The sequence below is a fragment of the Flavobacterium sp. genome, from assembly GCF_046073885.1.
Classification (GTDB): domain Bacteria; phylum Bacteroidota; class Bacteroidia; order Flavobacteriales; family Flavobacteriaceae; genus Flavobacterium.
In genome coordinates this window covers 1-21,190 of sequence record NZ_JBJTND010000066.1, presented here as the reverse complement: position 1 = coordinate 21,190, position 21,190 = coordinate 1, and the positions used below count along the sequence as shown (strand labels likewise).

Annotated in this window: 15 protein-coding genes and 1 tRNA gene; 9 read left to right on the top strand and 7 right to left on the bottom strand. The window is 33.9% G+C overall.

Translation table 11 applies throughout. The annotated features are described in order from the left end of the window. Positions 1-133: 133 nt before the first annotated feature. Entirely contained in the window at positions 134-1,156 is a 1,023-nt protein-coding gene (locus ACKOWY_RS08980) for a LacI family DNA-binding transcriptional regulator (RefSeq protein WP_408941103.1), read from the top strand. On the opposite strand, the gene ACKOWY_RS08975 is transcribed toward ACKOWY_RS08980, so the two are convergent. From ACKOWY_RS08975 to ACKOWY_RS08965, 3 genes are all read right to left on the bottom strand, one after another. After that, entirely contained in the window at positions 1,140-1,880 is a 741-nt protein-coding gene (locus ACKOWY_RS08975; RefSeq protein WP_408941102.1) for a nicotinamide mononucleotide transporter family protein, read from the bottom strand. The genes ACKOWY_RS08980 and ACKOWY_RS08975 overlap by 17 nt on opposite strands. A 143-nt stretch (positions 1,881-2,023) precedes the next feature. Continuing rightward, positions 2,024-4,885: a DNA polymerase I gene (gene polA, locus ACKOWY_RS08970; RefSeq protein WP_408941101.1), complete on the bottom strand. Its 2,862-nt coding sequence runs from the start codon at positions 4,883-4,885 to the stop codon at positions 2,024-2,026. 9 nt (positions 4,886-4,894) lie between these two features. Further along, positions 4,895-5,380, bottom strand: coding sequence for a hypothetical protein (locus tag ACKOWY_RS08965; RefSeq protein WP_408941100.1), 486 nt, complete (start codon positions 5,378-5,380; stop codon positions 4,895-4,897). A gap of 123 nt (positions 5,381-5,503) precedes the next feature. Between ACKOWY_RS08965 and ACKOWY_RS08960 the strand changes: the two genes are divergently transcribed. Beyond that, a complete protein-coding gene (locus ACKOWY_RS08960) occupies positions 5,504-6,739 on the top strand; it encodes a metallophosphoesterase (protein WP_408941099.1) in 1,236 nt (411 codons plus the stop codon). Between the two features lie 72 nt (positions 6,740-6,811). Continuing rightward, a complete protein-coding gene (locus ACKOWY_RS08955; protein WP_408941098.1) occupies positions 6,812-7,108 on the top strand; it encodes a thioredoxin family protein in 297 nt (98 codons plus the stop codon). Here ACKOWY_RS08955 and ACKOWY_RS08950 read toward each other — a convergent pair. Continuing rightward, positions 7,105-7,743 (bottom strand): polysaccharide deacetylase family protein, encoded by a 639-nt coding sequence (locus ACKOWY_RS08950; protein WP_408941097.1) that lies wholly within the window; start codon positions 7,741-7,743, stop codon positions 7,105-7,107. The two genes, ACKOWY_RS08955 and ACKOWY_RS08950, sit on opposite strands and share 4 nt — an antisense overlap. Before the next feature lie 66 nt (positions 7,744-7,809). Then, positions 7,810-11,010: a protein O-mannosyl-transferase family gene (locus tag ACKOWY_RS08945; protein ID WP_408941096.1), complete on the bottom strand. Its 3,201-nt coding sequence runs from the start codon at positions 11,008-11,010 to the stop codon at positions 7,810-7,812. Between the two features lie 215 nt (positions 11,011-11,225). On the opposite strand from ACKOWY_RS08945, the gene ACKOWY_RS08940 reads away from it, so the two are divergent. Next, positions 11,226-11,296: transfer RNA gene (locus ACKOWY_RS08940), tRNA-Gln, on the top strand. Positions 11,297-11,398: 102 nt separating this feature from the next. Here ACKOWY_RS08940 and ACKOWY_RS08935 read toward each other — a convergent pair. Beyond that, complete coding sequence (locus ACKOWY_RS08935; protein ID WP_408941095.1) at positions 11,399-12,223, bottom strand: universal stress protein; 825 nt, start codon at positions 12,221-12,223, stop codon at positions 11,399-11,401. Between the two features lie 163 nt (positions 12,224-12,386). Between ACKOWY_RS08935 and rimP the strand changes: the two genes are divergently transcribed. From rimP to infB, 3 genes are read left to right on the top strand one after another with little or no spacing between them, the layout of a single operon-like run. Continuing rightward, on the top strand, positions 12,387-12,854 hold the full coding sequence (gene rimP, locus ACKOWY_RS08930) for a ribosome assembly cofactor RimP (RefSeq protein ID WP_408941094.1): 468 nt from the start codon (positions 12,387-12,389) through the stop codon (positions 12,852-12,854). Between the two features lie 8 nt (positions 12,855-12,862). After that, positions 12,863-14,104, top strand: a complete 1,242-nt coding sequence (gene nusA / locus ACKOWY_RS08925) for a transcription termination factor NusA (protein ID WP_408941093.1) — start codon at positions 12,863-12,865, stop codon at positions 14,102-14,104. A 38-nt stretch (positions 14,105-14,142) separates the two neighbouring features. After that, positions 14,143-16,842 carry a translation initiation factor IF-2 gene (infB, locus tag ACKOWY_RS08920; RefSeq protein ID WP_408941092.1) on the top strand — a complete coding sequence of 900 codons (2,700 nt, stop codon included), beginning with the start codon at positions 14,143-14,145 and terminating at the stop codon, positions 16,840-16,842. A 48-nt stretch (positions 16,843-16,890) separates the two neighbouring features. On the opposite strand, the gene ACKOWY_RS08915 is transcribed toward infB, so the two are convergent. Further along, the gene (locus ACKOWY_RS08915) at positions 16,891-17,280 is read right to left on the bottom strand and encodes an SPOR domain-containing protein (RefSeq protein WP_408941091.1); all 390 of its coding nucleotides are present in this window, start codon (positions 17,278-17,280) and stop codon (positions 16,891-16,893) included. 208 nt (positions 17,281-17,488) lie between these two features. Between ACKOWY_RS08915 and ACKOWY_RS08910 the strand changes: the two genes are divergently transcribed. Then, the gene (locus ACKOWY_RS08910) at positions 17,489-18,841 is read left to right on the top strand and encodes a cytochrome c3 family protein (RefSeq protein WP_408941090.1); all 1,353 of its coding nucleotides are present in this window, start codon (positions 17,489-17,491) and stop codon (positions 18,839-18,841) included. A 33-nt stretch (positions 18,842-18,874) separates the two neighbouring features. After that, on the top strand, positions 18,875-21,190 hold a 2,316-nt coding region (locus ACKOWY_RS08905), incomplete at its 3' end, for a TAT-variant-translocated molybdopterin oxidoreductase (RefSeq protein ID WP_408941089.1).

Sequence of the window (21,190 nt, the reverse complement as noted above, 5' to 3'; positions counted from 1 at the left end):
GACTAGAAATGAAAGCGGGAAAATGGATTGTAAATAAAGCCCAATCATTCGCTGCAACTATATTTTACGCCTAATTTATGGTATTGATTTGTATAATAAAATTTTGTAGTTTTACATCTTATTTATATGTAAGATGAAATCAAAAGCTACCTTAAAACAAATTGCGAAAGAGTTGGGCGTTTCTGTATCTACCGTTTCAAAAGCTTTGAACGACAGTCCGGAAATTAGTGAACCTACCAAAATTAGGGTTCAAGAGTATGCTAAACTAAAAAAATACAAGCCAAATAGTATTGGATTAAATCTAAAAAATAGATCTACGCGAACAATTGGGGTTATTATTCCGAATATATTGAATTCGTTTTTTGCCAAAGTATTTAAAGGTATTGAGAAGGTAGCCGATGAAAAAGGATACAAAGTGCTTACATGTATTAGTAATGAGTCTTTAGAAAAAGAAATTGCAATATTGGACATGCTTAGTAATGGCACTATTGATGGTTTCATTTTGTCTACTTCTAAAGAAACTCAAAAAGCCCAAAAATTTGATCATATTTCCTCCATAATTAATGAAGGTACTCCAATAGTAATGTTTGACCGTATTGCTGAAGAAGTAAATTGTGATAAAGTAATTGTTGATGATTATGAAAGTGCTATAAACGCAACCAATCATTTAATTGACTCTGGTTGTAAAAACATTGCATTGTTTACTTCAATAAATCAGCTTAGTGTTTCTAATCTAAGAACAAAAGGATTTTACAAAGCCTTTGAACAAAAAGGGTTAAAGGTGAACGAAGACTTAGTTATTCTTACCGATAATGTTGATGATTTTGATGATCAAGTAAAAGATTTTTACAATAAGCATTCTATTGATGCCGTATTTGCATTAGACGAGCATACTTCTGGAATGGCAATGAAATTGGGAATAAAAAAAGGTTTAAAAATCCCTGAAGAATATTCGGTTATTGGATTTGCAGATGGGGTATGGTCTAGAAGAATGACTCCAAGTTTGTCTACCGTTAGTCAGCATGGACCTGAAATAGGTGCCGAAGCCACAAAAATGCTAATTGAACGATTGGAAAGCAAAGAAGAGAGCAACAATTATAGAACATCGGTAATTAAAACCGAATTACGCCAACGCGATTCTACTCGGAAATTATAGTGTTTTTCACTTTGTCATCATTCCAAGTGATGTAGCCAATTATGGCATTAAAGAAGTAAAATATATATTTAATGGTATTGGCAATGTTTAAAATAAGTACGCTTTGTACAATTTTAGACAAGTTGTATAACTGCCACATAAACCAGTTATCTGGATACATGCGGCTGTTATTAAAAGTGCCTCCAAAACTAATTCCGGCCGGAATTGCAATGGCAAAAAACAGTTGCCAATCTATTGGTTTGTCACTAAAATAAGTAAATCCCAGGTAATTTAAAATCAAAGATAAAACCATTCCGAATCCTAAATTTCTGTAAAAGATCGCATCGATGCTATTCAGGATTTTTTTCTTTTTCCAAAATCGATAAGCAATATAGTTTCCAATAAATGAAATAGGATAGGTAAGGATTGCGGCTGCATTTCCTAAAAGAAAATCTATTGCGCCACTCAGAGCGGTATTTAAAGTTCCAATTAAATTTCCTAAGTTATTTTTTTTAGTTACCAAACGAGTGGAAACCATGGAAAAACCTACATTAATAATTGAAAAAATTCCTAAAGGAAAATTAAAGGTTGTAGTGTTAAAATGAATAGGAATCTCGGTTTTATGATATCCCAAAACAACAGACCCTACCAATACAATTACCAATCCAATAAAATCAAGGTACCTACTATTAGTAATTGATTTAATAGTTTGTGTTGATTTTTTAGAAAATGTAATTAGCGCCATTTTGAAAATATTTCGGCAAATATAGAAATTTTAATATTGGAGCTAAAAATAATACAATTCAATCTTAGATTCCTTCGGAATGTCAAAATTGTGGAATTAAAGTCTAAAAATCTGAATACTGACTACTGAAAACTAGTTACTTTTTAATGTGCTTCCAACCAGTTTTTACCCAATCCAATTTCTACTTCTAATGGGACTTCTAGTTTAAAAGCATTTTCCATTTCGTGTTTAATCATCGGTTGGATTTTCTCCAATTCACTTTGGTGTACATCAAAAACGAGCTCATCATGTACTTGCAATAGCATTTTAGATTTCCAATTTTCTGAAGTTAATCGGTTGTAAATATTAATCATGGCGATCTTAATGATATCGGCAGCCGAACCTTGAATAGGGGCGTTTACAGCATTTCGTTCGGCACCACTTCGCACCATTTGATTGGCAGAATTGATGTCTTTTAAATAACGTCTTCTTCCTAAAACCGTTTGCACATAACCATTTTCTCTAGCAAAATCTACTTGGTTTTGCATGTAGGATTTTAGTTTTGGATAGGTTGCATAATACGCATCAATTAATTCGGCACTTTCTTTTCGAGATAAATTGGTTTGGTTACTCAATCCAAAAGCAGAAACGCCATAAATGATTCCGAAGTTTACCGTTTTGGCATTGCTTCGTTGTTCTTTGGTAACTTCTTCTAGAGGCACATTAAAGACTTTGGCGGCGGTGCTTCGGTGAATGTCTTCATTGTTTTGAAACGCCTTAATCATGTTTTCTTCTCCCGATAATGCGGCAATGATGCGCAATTCTATTTGAGAATAATCCGCAGAAACCAAGGTGTAATTTTCGTCTCTTGCAATAAACGCTTTTCGAATTAATCGTCCGCGTTCGGTTCGAATTGGAATATTTTGCAAGTTCGGATTATTAGAACTTAGCCTTCCAGTTGCCGCAACCGTTTGCATGTAATCGGTATGCACACGACCGGTTTTTTGATCTACTTGATTTGGCAACGCATCGATATAGGTGCTTTGCAATTTCACCATTTGACGCCATTCCAGTATGTCTTTTACAATAGGATTGTCATTGGCTAAATATGATAATATTTCTTCCCCAGTGGCATATTGCCCGGTTTTGGTTTTCTTTTGTTTGGCTCCGCCAATTTTAAGCTTGTCAAATAAGATGTCTCCCAATTGTTTAGGCGAAGCTAAATTGAATTTCTCTCCAGCGGTTTCATAGATTTTTTGTTCCAATGCTGCACTTTCTTTTGCCATTTCAACCGACATCAATTGCAAAAATGGAACATCTAAGTTAATTCCTTCTAACTCCATCGCTGCAAGAACAGGTATCAGCGGAATTTCGATTTCATCAAATAGTTTTTTGGTCTCGGCTTTGTCTAAAATCGGACTGAAGTTTTGTTTCAATTGGAAGGTTACATCGGCATCTTCAGCGGCATATTCTTTAATTTCTTCTAATGCAACATCGCGCATCGATTTTTGGTTTTTCCCTTTTTTTCCAATTAAATCTTCAATTGATTTTGGAGAATATTTTAAATACGTTTCCGATAATACATCCATATTGTGACGCATATCCGGATTAATTAAGTAATGCGCAATCATGGTATCAAATAATTTTCCTTTAATGGAAATACCATATTGCGACAGAATTTTCAAATCGTATTTAATATTTTGTCCTATTTTTTCAATGTTTTCATTTTCAAAAAACGGCTTGAATTTATCTAGTAATTGCTGTGCTTCCTCTCTGTTTTCTGGGAAAGGTACATAAAATGCTTTTCCTTTTTCAAAAGAAAATGACATTCCAACCAATTCTGCATTTAAAGAATCTATTCCGGTTGTTTCGGTATCAAAACAAACCGAATTTTGCTGCAATAAATTTTGCAATAATAATTTTACCGGCAAATCACCTTGAACAGTTTGATAGAAGTGCTCTGTAGTTTCTAATGTAGCATAATTTGAATTTGAAATTGAACTGCCTTCACCATCATCATCGGTGAAACCAAATAAATCAAATTGATCTTCATTCGTTCTTTTTGCTGGCGCTTTCCTTGGTGCAGCTTCATTACTTGCTTGTGCAGAAGACTCATTGGTGTCAATCTCATCGTATTCTTTTCCAGTGCCAAAAAATTTATCAAACTGCGCTTTCATTTGGCGAAACTCCAATTCTTGAAATAGCGCATCGGTTTTTTCTACATCGGGTTTAGACAATTCATAGTCGGGAGCATTAAATGTAACAGGGCAATCCAGTAAGATTCGAGCAAGTTTTTTAGATAAAATTCCGAGTTCTTTGTTGTTTTCAATTTTATCTTTTAAAGCCCCTTTTAGTTTATCGGTATTTTCAAGAAGGTTTTCCATACTGCCAAATTCCTTCAATAATTTTTTGGCTGTAACTTCACCAACACCCGGAAATCCTGGAATGTTATCGGCAGAATCTCCCATCATTCCAAGGTAATCAATTACTTGTTCGGGTCTTTCAATTTCAAATTTGGCTAAAACTTCAGGAATCCCCCATATTTCGATGTCGTTACCCATTCGAGCTGGTTTGTACATGAAAATATTTTCAGAAACCAATTGAGCAAAATCTTTATCGGGGGTGACCATAAAGACCTTGAAATTTTCTTTTTCGGCTTGTTTCGCAATAGTTCCAATTAAGTCATCGGCTTCATACCCTGCTTTTTCAATAATCGGAATGTGCATGGCACGAAGTAACTCCTGTATGTAGGGCACAGCTATTTTTATTGCCTCGGGTGTTTCGTCTCGATGGGCTTTATATTCTTGATACATTTCAAAACGGTAATCGCTACCACCTTTGTCAAAAGCTACGGCCAAATGATCGGGTTTTTCTCTTTTAATAACATCCATTAGGGCATTCATAAATCCCATTATGGCAGAGGTATCCATTCCTTTGGAGTTGATTCGTGGGTTTTTTATAAAAGCAAAGTAACCGCGAAAAATTAACGCATAGGCATCCAGTAAATAAAGACGTTTTTGAGACATTTTTTGAAATTAAAAAGTAATTGAAAATCCTACTCCATTGGAATTGGAAATGAAATTTGTTGATTCAACATTAAAGCTAGTTTTTGGATTTTTTAACCCTTCATTAATTAAAGTAACAGCTTTTTTTATTTTTTTTGAAAAGCCTATTTTAATTGGAATTGAAGTTATTATTAATCCGGCACCAATAATATAAGGAATATTTCTATCTGAATTAATAGCTCCTTTATTATTAGCATTTTGTATAATTGAATAGTGGTTTATTGCTACAGTAGCAATTCCACCATAAAGCATTATGTTTCCAACGGTTTGTTTACTTTTTCCTGCATTGTATAGTTTAAGTTCTTCGGAATTTTTTTCCATCATACTTCTAACATCATCACCTGTAAGTTTTTGATTATCTGAATTATAAATTCGGCCACCACTTTTATATGTTAATTGGTCTTGCGAAAAGCAAATTATTGGAAAAAAAATAACAATGAATATAATTTTTTTCATTTTGAGGGGTTTTTAGGTTAGGAAACAAAAATAGTTTTTAATAAATAAATATAATCATAAAGATTAACTAAAATTTATGTTTTGTAAGAATAATCATTTTTACTTTTGCTAAAATTTTTATTTATGATTTTTCGCCTAGTGCTCTTTTTTACAATGGTTCTTATATTGGAACTTTATGTATTTCAAGCAGTAAAAACTTTTACCAAAGTTCGATGGGTTTTAACAACCTATTGCGCTGTTTCATTTGGAGCAATTGTGTTTATAGCCTACCAATTTTCTAAATTTGATCGAAGTGTTGGGCAAACCCCAATGACCATGATTACACTAGGATTGTTGTTGCTCGTAGTGGTGCCAAAACTTGTAATTACATTTATATTATTCTTTGAAGATCTTTTTAGAGTAGGTTACGGATTAGTAAATCGCTTTTCGAGTTCTACCCCAAGCACTTCTTTTTTGCCAGATAGACGAAAATTTGTGAGTCAGGTTGCTTTAGGATTAGCAGCTATTCCATTTACTTCTTTAATATACGGAATGACTTTAGGTAAATACAATTATAAAGTAATTACCCAGCAACTGTTTTTCCCCGATTTACCCGACGAATTTGATGGGTTTAAAATCACTCAAATTTCGGATGTACATAGCGGTAGTTTTGATAATCCAGATAAGATCAATTATGCCATTGATTTAATTAACGAACAGGCATCCGATATGATATTATTTACTGGGGATATTGTTAACACCCATGCCAAAGAAATGCTGCCTTGGATTGCTACTTTCAATAGAATTCGGCCTCATAAATACGGAAAATATTCTGTTTTAGGGAACCATGATTATGGCGAATATGTAGATTGGAAATCAGAAAAAGATAAAGAGGCCAATTTTCAAGCTATAAAAGAGTTGTATGGTAAAATAGGTTTCAACTTAATGTTAAACGAAAACACCTACATTTCAAAAGGAAATGATAAAATAGCCTTAGTTGGAGTTGAAAATTGGGGGAAACATTTTAAGAAAGCTGGGGATTTAAATAAAGCTTCAGAAGGATTGACTCAAGAAGAATTTAAAATTTTGATGAGTCACGATCCAAGTCATTGGGATGCTGAGGTGAACGCCCATCCTAAAGATTTTCATTTAATGCTTTCAGGACATACTCATGGATTGCAATTTGGAATTGAAATTCCAGGGGTTTTAAAATGGAGTCCAGCGCAATATGTATACGATCAATGGGCTGGTTTGTATGAAAAATCGGGCAAATATATTTATGTAAATCGCGGTTTTGGCTATCATGCTTACCCGGGAAGAGTAGGAATTATGCCTGAAATCACTGTAATTGAACTAAAAAAAGGTAAAAATTTAGTATAATTACTTAAAAATGCTACATTTGTACTATAATATTTCTTTTTTTAGCTAAAGAAAACAAAATATTTTGGTTTTATGTCAAAATTTGGAGAACTTATAAATGCTCAAGTTCCGGTGTTAATTGATTTTTACACCGAGTGGAATGAATCTTCTATTTCCATGCATCCTGTAATTAGAGATGTAGCGGCTGCACTAGGAGACAAAGCAAAAGTAATTAAAATTGATGTCGATAAAAATCAAGAATTGGCCGAAGCGCTTCGCATTAAAGGACTTCCAACTTTAATGATTTATAAAGCAGGTCAAATGATTTGGCGTCAATCGGGTGAGCTAGATGCCAACACCATCATTGGTTTGGTGCAAGAGCAAGTTTAGTTCAGTACTTCGCAAACAAATCCTTTTTCTTTAATGAATTCTAATGTTCTTGGTAATACATATTCCAAGTTCTTAAATCCTTTTATGCTATCGTGAAAAACGATAATGCTGCCACTTTTACAATTTTGTATAACATTTTCCAAGCATTCTTCGGGTGAAATAGATTGGTCGTAATCGGCACTAAGCACATCCCACATAATTATTTTGTAACCTTCATTTCTTAATATTTTAGATTGAGAGGGTTTAATTTTTCCGTAGGGCGGACGAAATAAGTTGCATTTTGTAATGCTAATTTTATTCAATTCGGATTCAAATAATTTAGCATTTTCTATATAATCAGCAGTTTTGGTTTTCCATCCCTTTAAATGATTAAAAGTATGGTTTCCTACCGCATGACCTTTTTTGATTATTTTTTGGTAAATCTCTGGATATTTTCTCAAGTTATCTCCGATGCAAAAGAAAGTTGCTTTTGCCTGGTAGTGCTCTAATTGATTGAGCGTCCAGTTGGTAATTTCGGGAGTAGGACCATCATCAAAAGTTAAATAAATTTTATTTTCATTGTTGGGAATATCCCAAATGTAATTTGAAAACAGCTTCTTTATTATCCAATGGGTTTTGATCCAACGTAGCTTCATTTTTCAAAAATAAATAAAAAAAATGCCAATAGGATTAGTATTGGCATTTAATTAATAACGGATTATTTATTCGTTTTCGCGTTGAAATCTTGAAAAGCGTCCATTGCTCGCATTAAATTCTCCTCTGCTTTTGTTGTACAGTTCGATGTCACCATGTTCTTTAATTACTAGTAATAAACTTCTATATCGCTCAATTGCTCTTATTATGTCTTCGGCCATAAAACTTTGATCAGCAAAGCTAAAGGTGCTGTAATACAACAGTTCTTCTTTGTATTTATTCATTAATTTTCCAACTAATTCTCTAGCTTTTTCTTTTTGTCCAATTTCATAATATCCAGTAACAAATGGCTCTAAAGTTAAATAATACCCATAATAATCAACCGGCGTTTTGGCAACGGCTAGATCAATAATGTTTTTGGCTTTAGCCATTTTACCTTCGGCAATTAATTGTTTTGTTAATCGAGAAAGAGTTGTTCTATAAGAAATGGCGTTTCTTCTTGTTTCTGGGTCGTGGTATATTTTTGTACTTTCTCCGTTACCCCATGTCCAATTCATAGCCAAATTATACATTTTATCGGTGTCTATTCTTCCCATATCTGGGTAATCATCTTCGTTCACCGGAGTTTTTATTGGAACTAATTTATAGACCATTCCGTCCATTTGCAAGTAATCTTTCATCCATAAATAATCGTCATCACCAAAACTACCCGGACTAAAATAGATAGGACGTTTCCAATTGTTATTATTTAAGATATCGAACATGATTAATCGATTTTTATATAATGCTCCGCCTTTAATATCAATATCAATGAATGGTACAATCGAGTCGTTTAATGACGGATTTACAATTTTGTTTGCAATCACATTATTTTTATTTACCTGAAAACGAACTTTATTCGTAGGGAAGAAATGCAAACGGTGGCCACTTTCCATTTCTACTTCAGACAAGGTGTCTTCTCTTTTTCCAAATTCAATAAAATCTTTTAAATCCCAACGGCTATCTACCTTTTTGTTAAAAATAATTACATCGCGATTGTCCGCTACATATTGATGGTGCTTAAAAGAAATTGGTAATCCATCCGATTTGTAGGTTTTCATTTTCATTTGATCGATATACCAATCGGTCATTAACAAACTTGTATTTACAATTTTCACATCGGTTCTATAACCTTCAATTTCTTGCGCATACCAAAGCGGGAAGGTATCGTTGTCGCCAATGGTAAATAAGATTCCGTTTGGTTCACAAGAATCAAGGTAGTTTTTCGCCATTGCAATGGCTGTATATCTTCCCGAACGATTGTGATCATCCCAGTTTTGAGTAGCCATTAATACCGGAGCAACTAGCAAACATGCTGCAATAACCACAGGACCAACCAACTTAGAGGCTACTTTTTCTTTAATCATTTCATAAATGGCATATACGCCAAATCCCAGCCACATTGCAAAAACATAGAAAGAACCAACTAAAGCATAATCTCTTTCGCGTGGTTCAAAAGGGCGTTCGTTTAAGTATATTTTAAGTGCTAAACCAGTAAACAAGAATAAGGCTAAAAGCACATAAAAACTTTTTAAATCGCGTTGTGCATGATACATTAAACCTAAAAGTCCCAAAAAGAATGGAATAAAATAATAGAAGTTTCTTCCTTTATTATTTAATACATCTGGACTAATATGCTCTTGAGATCCTAGGTGAATTTCATCAATTGCTTTTATACCACTCATCCAGTTTCCGTCTAGATTGTCGTATCTTCCTTGGTTGTCATTTTGCCTTCCAACAAAATTCCATAATAAATATCGACCATACATGTAACCAAATTGGTATTCTACCATGAAGCTTAAATTAGACCAAGTAGATGGTTTTTCAACATCCAAATAATCGCCATAGGCTTTTAAGAAAGAAACATAACCTTCGTTATCTATTTTATGAGATGCATATGCTTGACGAAATTCGGCCACCACATCTATTAATTCTTGTTCTTCAGAGTAATCGGGCTTAATGGTGAATTTAGGAACTCCAGTAAAGTTGATGTAACCTTTAATGTTTTCGGTACTCCACATTCTAGGTAAAATGGCTTTATGAGCATCATCAGTATTTTGCTCAGCATTTTTGTAGTTGTTTACAATTTCATATTTACCTGTTTGGTAATTTCTTTCATAGTTAGGCGCCTTATCTATGTAGGGATTGTTAGGATCTAAACCTGCAAAAGCATCAGTGTATTGTGGTCCATAAAACAAAGGATTTACTCCATATTGCTCTCTGTTGTAGTAGGCTAATACTTCGGCAGCATCGGATGGTTTATTTTCATTTATAGGAGTATTGGAATTGGCACGAACCGGCAACATAATCCAAGTTGAGAAACCTATTAATACAAATAAGATGCACAATAATATGGTATTGGATGTTGGGTGGTTATTTGCTTTAGTGTATCCTAATCCAAAATAGAAAAAAGCTACAATTAGTAATACTGCTGTAATAGTTCCAGAGTTAAAAGGTAGCCCCATGTTATTTACCATGAAGATCTCGATTTTTCCAAAGAAAGCTAAAGTGTAGGGTAATAACAATTTGAATATAAATAATAATACTGCTACAATAATTGCATTAGCCATAATGAAATTAGTAACCGTAACTTTTTTATAATTTTTAAAGAAATATAAAAATCCAATTGACGGGATGGTTAGCAATGCCATAAAGTGCACCCCAAAAGATAATCCTACCACTAAACTAATTAATAGCAGCCATCTGTTGCCTCTAGGCTCGTGCATTTCTTGTTCCCATCTAAGCCCTAACCACAATAGTAATGCAATTAATAACATGGCCATGGCATATACTTCTGCTTCCACGGCGTTAAACCAAAAACTATCCGAAAAGGTAAAAGCTAAGGCACCAACGAAAGAACTTCCTAAAATAGCGATGCTGTTGTCTTTATTGATTTCGGTGTAGGATGAAACTACTTTTTTTAATAATATGGTTGATGACCAAAACATGAATAAAATAGTAAAAGCACTTGAAATCACCGACATCATGTTCACCATTAATGCTACGGTTTCTTTACTGGTTGCAAACATGGCAAAAAAGGCGCCAAGCATTTGAAATAAAGGTGCCCCAGGAGGGTGACCTACTTCAAGTTTTGCAGCAGTTGCTATATATTCGCCACAATCCCAAAAACTCATTGTAGGCTCTACCGTTAAGGAATAGGTAATTAAAGCAATAGCAAAAGCAGCCCATCCGGTAATGTTGTTCCACTTTTTAAAGTTAAATGGTGTCATATAGAGGTATTGTTAATTTCAATGCAAAGAAACTATTTTTTTATGTAAACTAGCATGGGTTAACATAATTTTCTAATATGAGACAACATAAAAAATCTGATTTACACCTATATAGATAATGGATTAAAAATTATGTTCTTTTTTTGAATAATATTTTAGTAAATATTTGCTTTAAATGAAATTTATTATAAATTTGCACCCGCATTCACGCACATTGGTCTATGGTGTAATGGTAACACTACGGTTTTTGGTGCCGTCTTTCTAGGTTCGAGTCCTAGTAGACCAACAAAAAAACTCCTCAAGCAATTGAGGAGTTTTTTGCTTTTATAAATACACATTATAAAAAAAGCCCTCTACTTGAGGGCTTTTTTATTATAGAAAAATCCAATTAGATTTTAAAAGTCACAACAGGTCTTTTAGAGTGGTTTACAAGGTCTTCGCTGATACTTCCGTTAAAGAAGTGAGAAAGACCTTTTCTTCCGTGTGTACTCATTCCAATAAGATCGGCATTGATGCTGTTTGCAAAATTTAAAATTCCTTTTTCAACATTAGATTCGTTATAGATATGAGTCACTACTTTGTTAATTGAAAATCCTTTCAAAAAGTTATCCATAGTTTCTTGAGCTACTCCAGTTGATTTAAAATCATTTGGGGTATTGATGGTAACTAAGTGAAGAGTTGCGTCAAATTTATTTGCAAAATCAACTACTTTATTAAATGGTGCTTTTATTTCATCAGAAAAATCAGAAGCAAAAACAAAATCATTTACTTGGAAATCTCCTTCATCTTGTTTAATGATTAATACAGGTACTTCTGAATGGCGCACCACTTTTTCTGCATTAGACCCAATGAACATTTCTTTATAGCCACTAGCTCCGTGAGATCCCATAACAATAAGATCAACATTGTTTTTTTGACTGATATTTAATATTCCGTCAAATGCCATTTCAAACTGGATGATGTCTGAAACTTTAATGCCTTCTAAAAAATCAGAGTCCATTAATTCTTCTAGTTTATTGATTGCGGCATTTTTAAAAAACATAATTTCCGGAATATCTTTCCCTGAACCCAATGCATCACTACCTTGATGTGGTAGCTCTAACATGTGTAATAAGATGATTTCGCCATTATTTTTTTTCGCAATTTGAGCTGCTACTTTAAGGGCATGTTCGGCGCTTTTAGAAAAGTCGGTTGGGATTAGAATTTTTTTCATTATTGTAAAAATTAAGAATTGTTTAATCTATTTAAGACACTATAAAGGTATAAAAAAAAAATAAGCTAACGTATTAATGTAAAATATTTTTCTATATTTGCACCGTTATTAAACAGAAATGGTATAATGAGGGAAGCACTGCTTCCCTCTTTTTATAGAAATTATGACATTTAAAGAACAAGTTGAACAACTTTTAGATAACTGTTTGTTAGAAAAGCCGAGTCTTTTTTTGATAGACATTTCAATTTCAGATAGTTATAAAATTGTTGTAACTTTGGACGGTGATAACGGAGTAACGCTTCAAGATTGTATCGATGTGACCAGAGCAATTGAAAGTAACTTAGATAGAGAAGCACAAGATTATTCTCTAGAAGTAGCCTCAGTTGGTGTGGGTTCTCCATTAAAGTTGGTAAGACAATATGTAAAAAATATTGGAAGAACTTTAATTGTGAAAACAAATGACACTACCATTGAAGCAGAGCTTACAGCAGCAGATGATGCTAAAATAGTGCTATCTTGGGAAGCCAGAGAGCCTAAAAAAATTGGAAAAGGAAAAGAAACGGTTTTAAAAAACCAAGAAATACCCTATAACGAAATAAAACAAGCAGTTGTTACAGTAAATTTTAATTAATAGAATAGATGGAGAATATTGCATTAATCGAGTCGTTCTCAGAGTTTAAAGACGATAAACTTATTGATAGAGTAACGCTAATGGCGATCTTAGAAGATGTTTTTAGAAATGCTTTAAAAAAGAAGTATGGTTCTGATGACAATTTTGATATTATCATAAATCCTGATAAAGGAGATATGGAAATTTGGAGAAGAAGAGTTATCGTTGCCGATGATGATTTAGATCTAGAAAATGAAGAAATAACTTTAACCAAAGCTAGAACAATTGAAGCAGATTTTGAAATAGGTGAAGAAGTTTCGGAAGAAGTTAAATTAATAGACTTAGGAAGAAGAGCAATTTTGGCTTTACGCCAAAATCTTATTTCTAAGATTCATGAGCATGATAACAACAATCTTTACAAACAATTTAAAGATATTATCGGCGAAATATATACAGCCGAAGTACACCACGTGCGTCCAAGAGTTGTTATCTTAGTAGATGATGAAGGAAACGAAATTGTTTTACCAAAAGAAAAACAAATTCCATCGGATTTCTTCCGTAAAGGAGATAATGTAAAAGGTATCATTGAAAGCGTTGAATTAAAAGGAAACAAGCCTCAAATTATTATGTCTAGAACTGCAGAAGTTTTCCTAGAAAAATTATTTGAACAAGAAATCCCTGAAGTATTTGACGGATTAATCATGATTAAAAAGGTAGTTCGTATTCCAGGTGAAAAAGCAAAAGTAGCTGTAGATTCTTACGATGACAGAATTGATCCTGTGGGAGCGTGTGTAGGTATGAAAGGATCTCGTATTCACGGAATTGTTCGTGAGTTAGGAAACGAAAATATTGACGTAATCAACTTTACAACCAATCCATCTTTATTAATCACTAGAGCTTTAAGCCCAGCCAAAGTATCTTCTGTAAAAATTAACGAAGAAACTAAACATGCTGAAGTGTTTTTAAAACTTGAAGAAGTTTCTAAAGCTATTGGTCGTGGAGGACAAAATATTAAATTAGCAGGTCAATTATCAGGATACGAATTGGATGTAATTAGAGAAGGAAGCACCGTTGAAGATGACGATGTTGAATTAACAGAATTCTCTGATGAAATTGATGGTTGGATCATTGATGAGTTTGCAAAAATTGGTTTAGATACAGCAAGAAGTATCTTAAAACAAGACATTGCCGATTTAGCTAGAAGAACAGATCTTGAAGAAGAAACAATTCAAGAAGTAATGCGCATATTGAAAGAAGAGTTTGAGGACTAATTTTTCACCAATATAAATAAGAATTTACAAAAGATTTTATGTCTGAAGAAAGAAATATTAGAATAAACAAAGTTTTAAGGGAGTTAAACATTTCCTTAGATAGAGCTGTCGATTATCTTAAGGATAAAGGTATCGCAATTGATGCTAATCCAAATGCTAAGATATCAAGCAATGAATTTGATATTCTACAAAATCAATTTGCCGGAGATAAAGGCAATAAAGAAGCTTCTAAAGGAATTAGCGAGGAGATAAAGAAGGAGAAAGAAGCACTTCGTCTCGAAAGAGAAAAAGAAATCGAAGACAAGAAAAAGCTAGAAGAAGAGCGTACCATTGAAGTGATTAAAGCTAAAACGGTAGTTACAGGCCCTAAGCAAATTGGCAAAATTGATTTAAATCCAAAAGCTACTGCTGCTGCAAAAGCTGATTCAGACAAAACACCTGCTCCTAAAAAAGCAGATCCAGTAAGTGATAAAAAAGCTGTCGAGAAAGAAACGCCTGCTCCTGTAAAAGAAGAGGTAATTGAGCCAGTTGATGAAACGTACACTACACAATATCAAAATCTTACCGGGCCAATTTTAACAGGTCAGAAAATTGATTTAACTCAATTTAATAAACCTAAAAAGACGGCGGAAACTCCAAAAATTAATAGTGGAAGTAAGGCTGATGTTAATAAAAACAAACGCAAAAGAATCCCTACTAAACCAGGTGAAGGTCAAGCTGCAGGTGGAGCGAATAGACCCGCTGGTGCAGGAAATAAATTCACTCCAAATAAACCTGGAGGAGGAGGATTCCAAAAAGGGAACCGACCTGCTATTGTTCAAAAAGTGGAGCCAACGGAAGAAGAGGTTAAAAACCAAATTAAAGAAACACTAGAGCGTCTTCAAGGTAAAGGAAATAAATCGAAAGCTGCCAAGTACAGAAGAGATAAAAGAGATTCTCACCGTCAACGTTCTGATGAAGAACAAAGAGCTATCGAAGAAGGAAGCAAAACCATCAAAGTAACCGAATTTGTTACAGTTGGTGAGATTGCTACCATGATGGATGTGCCAATTACTAAAGTTATTGGAACTTGTATGACATTGGGTATCATGGTTACTATGAACCAACGTTTGGATGCTGAAACTTTAACTATTGTTGCTGATGAGTTTGGTTATGAAGTAGAATTTATAACAACTGATATTGAAGAAGCAATTGAAGTTATTGAAGATAGAGAAGAAGATTTAATTACTCGTGCTCCAATAGTTACTGTTATGGGTCACGTAGACCACGGTAAAACCTCTTTATTGGATTACATCCGTAAAGAAAATGTAATTGCAGGAGAATCTGGAGGGATTACACAGCACATTGGTGCTTATGCAGTAACCTTAGAAAATGGTCAAAAAATCACTTTCTTAGATACACCAGGTCACGAAGCGTTTACCGCAATGCGTGCTCGTGGAGCTCAAGTTACCGATATCGCTATTATTGTGGCTGCTGCCGATGATGATATCATGCCGCAAACAAAAGAAGCTATTGCTCACGCTCAAGCTGCAGGAGTTCCAATGATTTTTGCAATCAATAAAATTGATAAACCAGCTGCTAATCCAGAAAAAATTAAAGAACAATTAGCAGGTATGAATTTACTTGTTGAAGATTGGGGTGGTAAATACCAATCACAAGATATTTCTGCTAAAATTGGTACAGGTGTAAAAGAACTTTTAGAAAAAGTATTATTAGAGGCTGAAATTTTAGAATTAAAAGCCAACCCTAATAAACCTGCTTTAGGTACTGTTGTAGAAGCACAGTTAGATAAAGGTAGAGGATACGTATCAACTATATTAGTTCAAGCGGGTACTTTAAAAGTAGGAGATTATGTATTAGCCGGAAAAAACCATGGTAAAATTAAAGCCATGCACGATGAAAGAGGCCACAGCATTAAAGTTGCAGGACCTTCCACACCAATATCTATTTTAGGTCTTGACGGTGCACCAACTGCAGGTGATAAATTTAATGTTTTTGAAGACGAAAGAGAAGCTAAACAAATTGCTGCTAAACGTACGCAATTGATGCGTGAACAATCGGTTCGTACTCAAAAACACATTACACTTGCCGAAATTGGGCGTCGTATTGCTTTAGGACAATTTAAAGAATTAAATATAATTCTTAAAGGAGACGTGGATGGATCAGTTGAAGCATTATCGGATTCCTTCTTGAAATTATCTACCGAAGAAATTCAAATTAATATTATCCATAAAGGAGTTGGAGCCATTACAGAAACCGACGTAATGTTGGCTTCGGCATCCGATGCGATTATTATCGGATTTAATGTTCGTCCTGCTGGAAATGCAAGACAATTAGCAGAAAAAGAAGAAATTGATATCCGTAATTACTCAATTATCTACGATGCAATTGACGATCTTAAAGATGCAATGGAAGGAATGTTGTCTCCAATTATGAAAGAGGAAATTACAGGTACAGCCGAAATTAGAGAAACATTTAAAATTTCTAAAGTAGGTACCATTGCAGGATGTATGGTTACTGATGGAAAAATCTTTAGAAACTCTAAAATTAGAATCATCCGTGAAGGAGTGGTTGTATTTACCGGAGAGCTTACTGCTTTAAAACGATTTAAAGACGATGTTAAAGAAGTTGCAAAAGGATACGATTGTGGTATTCAAATTAAAAACTACAACGACATTGAACAGTTAGATATCATTGAAGCTTTCCAAGAAGTTGAGGTGAAGAAAAAACTGAAATAATTTTCAGAATAACATAAAAAAATCCCGAGCAATCGGGATTTTTTAGTTTTATTTATTTGGTTTAATAATGATTGCGTTAGGATATTTTTTCTTTAAAATATTTAAATTCCTTTCGGCTTCAATTCGAGTTTTAAAATTACCCACCCAAACCTTGTACATAGGCGTGCTAAAAACTATTGTAGCATCATATTCTTTACTTTCTTTTTTGAATTGAATTAGGGTTTTTTTAGACTCCTCACTTGTTCCATTAAAAATTTGAATTTTATAGGGATTATTAATTGTAATTGAGGAATTTACTTTCCTTTTTTCAATTAGTAATTGTTCTAATTTTGGATCCTGAGTTACAGTAACTTGTTGAGCTAATAGGGTGTTAAATTTTGAAAAGATAAGAAAAAATAAAAAGCACTTTAAAAGGTGTTTTTTTGTTAAAAATTTCATAATTAATTGATTTTTATGCAAATGTAAAACTTCTAGAAAGAAATAAAACTCTTTTTTTATTTAGAATTAGTATAAATTATAAATTAAGATATTTTAGGGTTTTGAGAATAGTTCATATATTGTATTTTTGCTCAAGTTTAAAAAAAGTGTATTTGGTTTTCATTGAATCAATAAAAACCACACAAATTAGTCGATAATCATTTATAATATGAAAAAAGTGGGTAACCATAATTCGATTTCCAGAATTTATTCATTTGGTTTAGCAGTATTGCTAACGTTCTCCATGTCTACATTTGCGCAAACAGCACCGGCAGCTACAGCAACACCTGCAGCACCAGCGGATGCTACTGCAATGAAAGCAGATGCTGCACCTGCAGCAGGAGCAGGAGATCCGGTAAAAGGAAAAGAATTATTCAATGCAAACTGTGCAGCTTGTCACAACTTAGACAAGAAAATGACAGGTCCAGCTCTTAGAGGAGTTACAGGACGTCACAAAAAAGAGTGGTTTTATGGATGGGTTAAAAATAGCTCTGCCTTAATAAAATCAGGTGATGCTGATGCAGTTAAGCTATGGGAAGAATACAAGCCTTCTGTAATGACTGCTTTCCCTCAATTATCTAATACTGATATTGATAATATTTTAGCTTATACAGATGAGGTTAAAACAGAAGCGCCTGCTACTGCAGCTGCCGCTCCTGGAGCCGCAGCAGCTGATCAAAGCGGAATTTCAAATAACATTATTCTTGGCGCATTATCACTTGTGATGTTCATGTTGGTAATTATGTTGTTCCTTGTGAACAATGTATTAACTAAAATTGCAAAAGCGAATGGTATAGAGGTAGCAAGTAAAGAAGCTTCCTTACCAATTTGGAAAGTATTTGCTAGAAACCAATTCTTAATGGTTGTTTCAGCAATTGTATTCCTTTTAGCAAGTGCTTATTTTATGTATGGATTCTTCATGCAAGTTGGTGTTGATCAAGATTATGCTCCAATTCAACCGATTCATTATTCACACCGTATTCACGCTGGAAACAATAAAATTGATTGTAAATACTGTCACTCTTCTGCAAGAGTAAGTAAAAACGCAGGAATACCTTCATTAAATGTTTGTATGAATTGTCATAAAAACATTTCAGAAGTTTCAGATACTACTTCAACTGTTGATGGACACACCAAAGCATTTTATGATAATGAAATCAAAAAATTATATGCTGCAGTGGGTTGGGATGGTGCTAAATACACTGGAAAAACACAACCAGTTAAATGGGTTAGAATTCACAACTTACCAGACTTTGCTTATTTCAATCACTCTCAACACGTAACTGTTGCAGGTATTGAGTGTCAAAAATGTCACGGACCAGTTCAAACCTATGAAGTACAAAAACAATTTGCTCCATTAACAATGGGATGGTGTATTGATTGCCACCGTCAAACCGAAGTTAAAATGGAAGGAAATGCTTACTACGATAAAATTCACAAAGAACTTTCTAAAAAATATGGTGTAGACAAATTGACTGCTGCACAAATGGGAGGTTTAGAGTGTGGTAAGTGTCACTATTAATCAAATTATTAAGATCTAATATATATATATACGATGTCATCTAACAAAAAATACTGGAAAAGTGTTGAGGAACTAAACGAAAATAGTTCTATTGTTGAGACGCTAAGAAATAATGAATTTATTGAAGAAATTCCAACTTCAGACTTTCTTTCCGATAAAGATTCATTAGCTTCTTCATCAACTACTCGTCGTGATTTCTTAAAGTACGTTGGTTTCACCACAGCTGCTGCTTCGTTAGCTGCTTGTGAAGGACCAGTTCACAAATCAATTCCTTATGTGGTTCAGCCAGATACAATCATTCCTGGTGTTGCAGATTTTTATGCAACTACTATGTTTGATGGTTTTGATTTTGCAAATCTTTTAGTAAAAACAAGAGAAGGTCGTCCAATTAAAATTGAAAACAATTCTATCGAAGGCGCTAAGTTTACTGCAAATGCAAGAGTTCATGCTTCGGTATTGTCTTTATATGATAGTATGCGTCTTAAATCTCCAAAAATCGATGCTAAATCGGCTACTTGGAGTGATGTAAACGCAGCAATCAAAGCGAGTTTAGCAGAAGCTAAAGGAGCTGGTAAGCAAGTAGTATTGTTAACCAATACTTTAGCAAGTCCATCTTCTGAAAGATTAATTGCAGATTTCATTGCAAAAAATCCTACTGCAAAACATGTTGTTTATGATGCCGTTTCAGAATCTGCTGCATTAGATGCTTTTGAAGCTGTTTATGGTGAAAGAGCATTAGCTGATTATGATTTTTCTAAAGCAAATACAATCGTTGCTCTTGATGCAGATTTCTTAGGAGACTGGCAAGGTGGAAGTTATGATTCAGGATATGCAAAAGGAAGAATCCCTCAAGCAGGTAAAATGTCTAAGCACTATCAATTTGAAGCAAATATGACACTTTCAGGTGCTGCAGCAGATAAAAGAGTGCCAATGACAATTGCGAATCAAAAACAAGCATTAGTAAAAATATACAATATCGTTACAGGTGCTTCTATTGCAACTGGAAAAATTGAAAATGAAGCAGAAGTTGTTAAAGCAGCGAATCAATTAAAAGCGGCTGGTAGCAAAGGACTTTTGGTTTCTGGAATTCAAGATAAAAACGCTCAATTATTAGTTATTGCAATTAATCAAGTATTAAAAAGCGACGCTTTAGCAACAGCTGGAGCAAGATTAATCCGTAAAGGATCTAATGAAAAAGTTGCTCAATTAATTGCAGATATGAATGCTGGATCGGTTCACACTTTAATCATGAGTGGTGTTAATCCAGTATATACTTTGGCAAACAGCAAATCGTTTGTTGATGGTTTGAAAAAAGTAAAAACTTCAGTTGCCTTCTCTATTAAAGAAGATGAAACTGCAGAAGTAGTGAAAATTGCTGCTGCTGCACCTCATTATTTAGAGTCATGGAACGATCATACTTTGACTAAAGGAACTTATTCTTTGGTTCAACCAACAATCCGACCTTTATTTAATACCAAACAATTCCAAGAGGCCTTAATGGCATGGAACGGTATTGCAGGCACTTATTATGATTATGTAAAAGCTACTTCTGCAACATTTATTGCTGGAAGTACTTGGAATAAAGTTTTACACGATGGATTAATTGTTTCAGGTGCTACAGCAATTGCGGGAGGTACTGCTGATTATAGTGGTGCAGCTGCTGCTTTAGCAAAAGCAACTCCTTCTAAAGACTTCGAATTAGTATTATATACTAAAACTGGTTTAGGAGATGGTCAACAAGCAAACAATCCATGGTTACAAGAGTTCCCAGATCCTATCACTAGAGTATCTTGGGATAACTATGTAACTGTATCACAAGCTGACGCAACTAGATTAGAATTAGAAAACAAAATTGTTGCAAATGGTGGTCTTAACGGAAGTTATGCTACACTAACAGTTAATGGAGTTAAATTAGAAAACGTTCCAGTAATTGTGCAACCAGGTCAAGCTAAAGGAACTTTAGGTTTAGCGCTTGGATACGGTAAAAAAGCTTCATTAAAAGAAGAAATGCAAGTGGGTGTTAACGCTTACTTGTTATACAATAACTTTAATAATGTACAATCAGCTTCATTAACAAAAGCGAGTGGAGAACATGAGTTTGCTTGTGTTCAATCACAAAAAACGTTAATGGGTAGAGGTGATATTGTTAAAGAAACAACATTAGAAATTTTCAATACTAAAGATGCTAAAGAATGGAATGTTGTTCCTATGGTTTCTTTAGATCACAAAGAAGTAGAAGCTACAAAAGTAGATTTATGGGAATCATTTGATCGTTCAGTAGGACATCATTTTAATCTTTCTATCGACTTGAATGCTTGTACAGGTTGTGGTGCCTGCGTTATTGCCTGT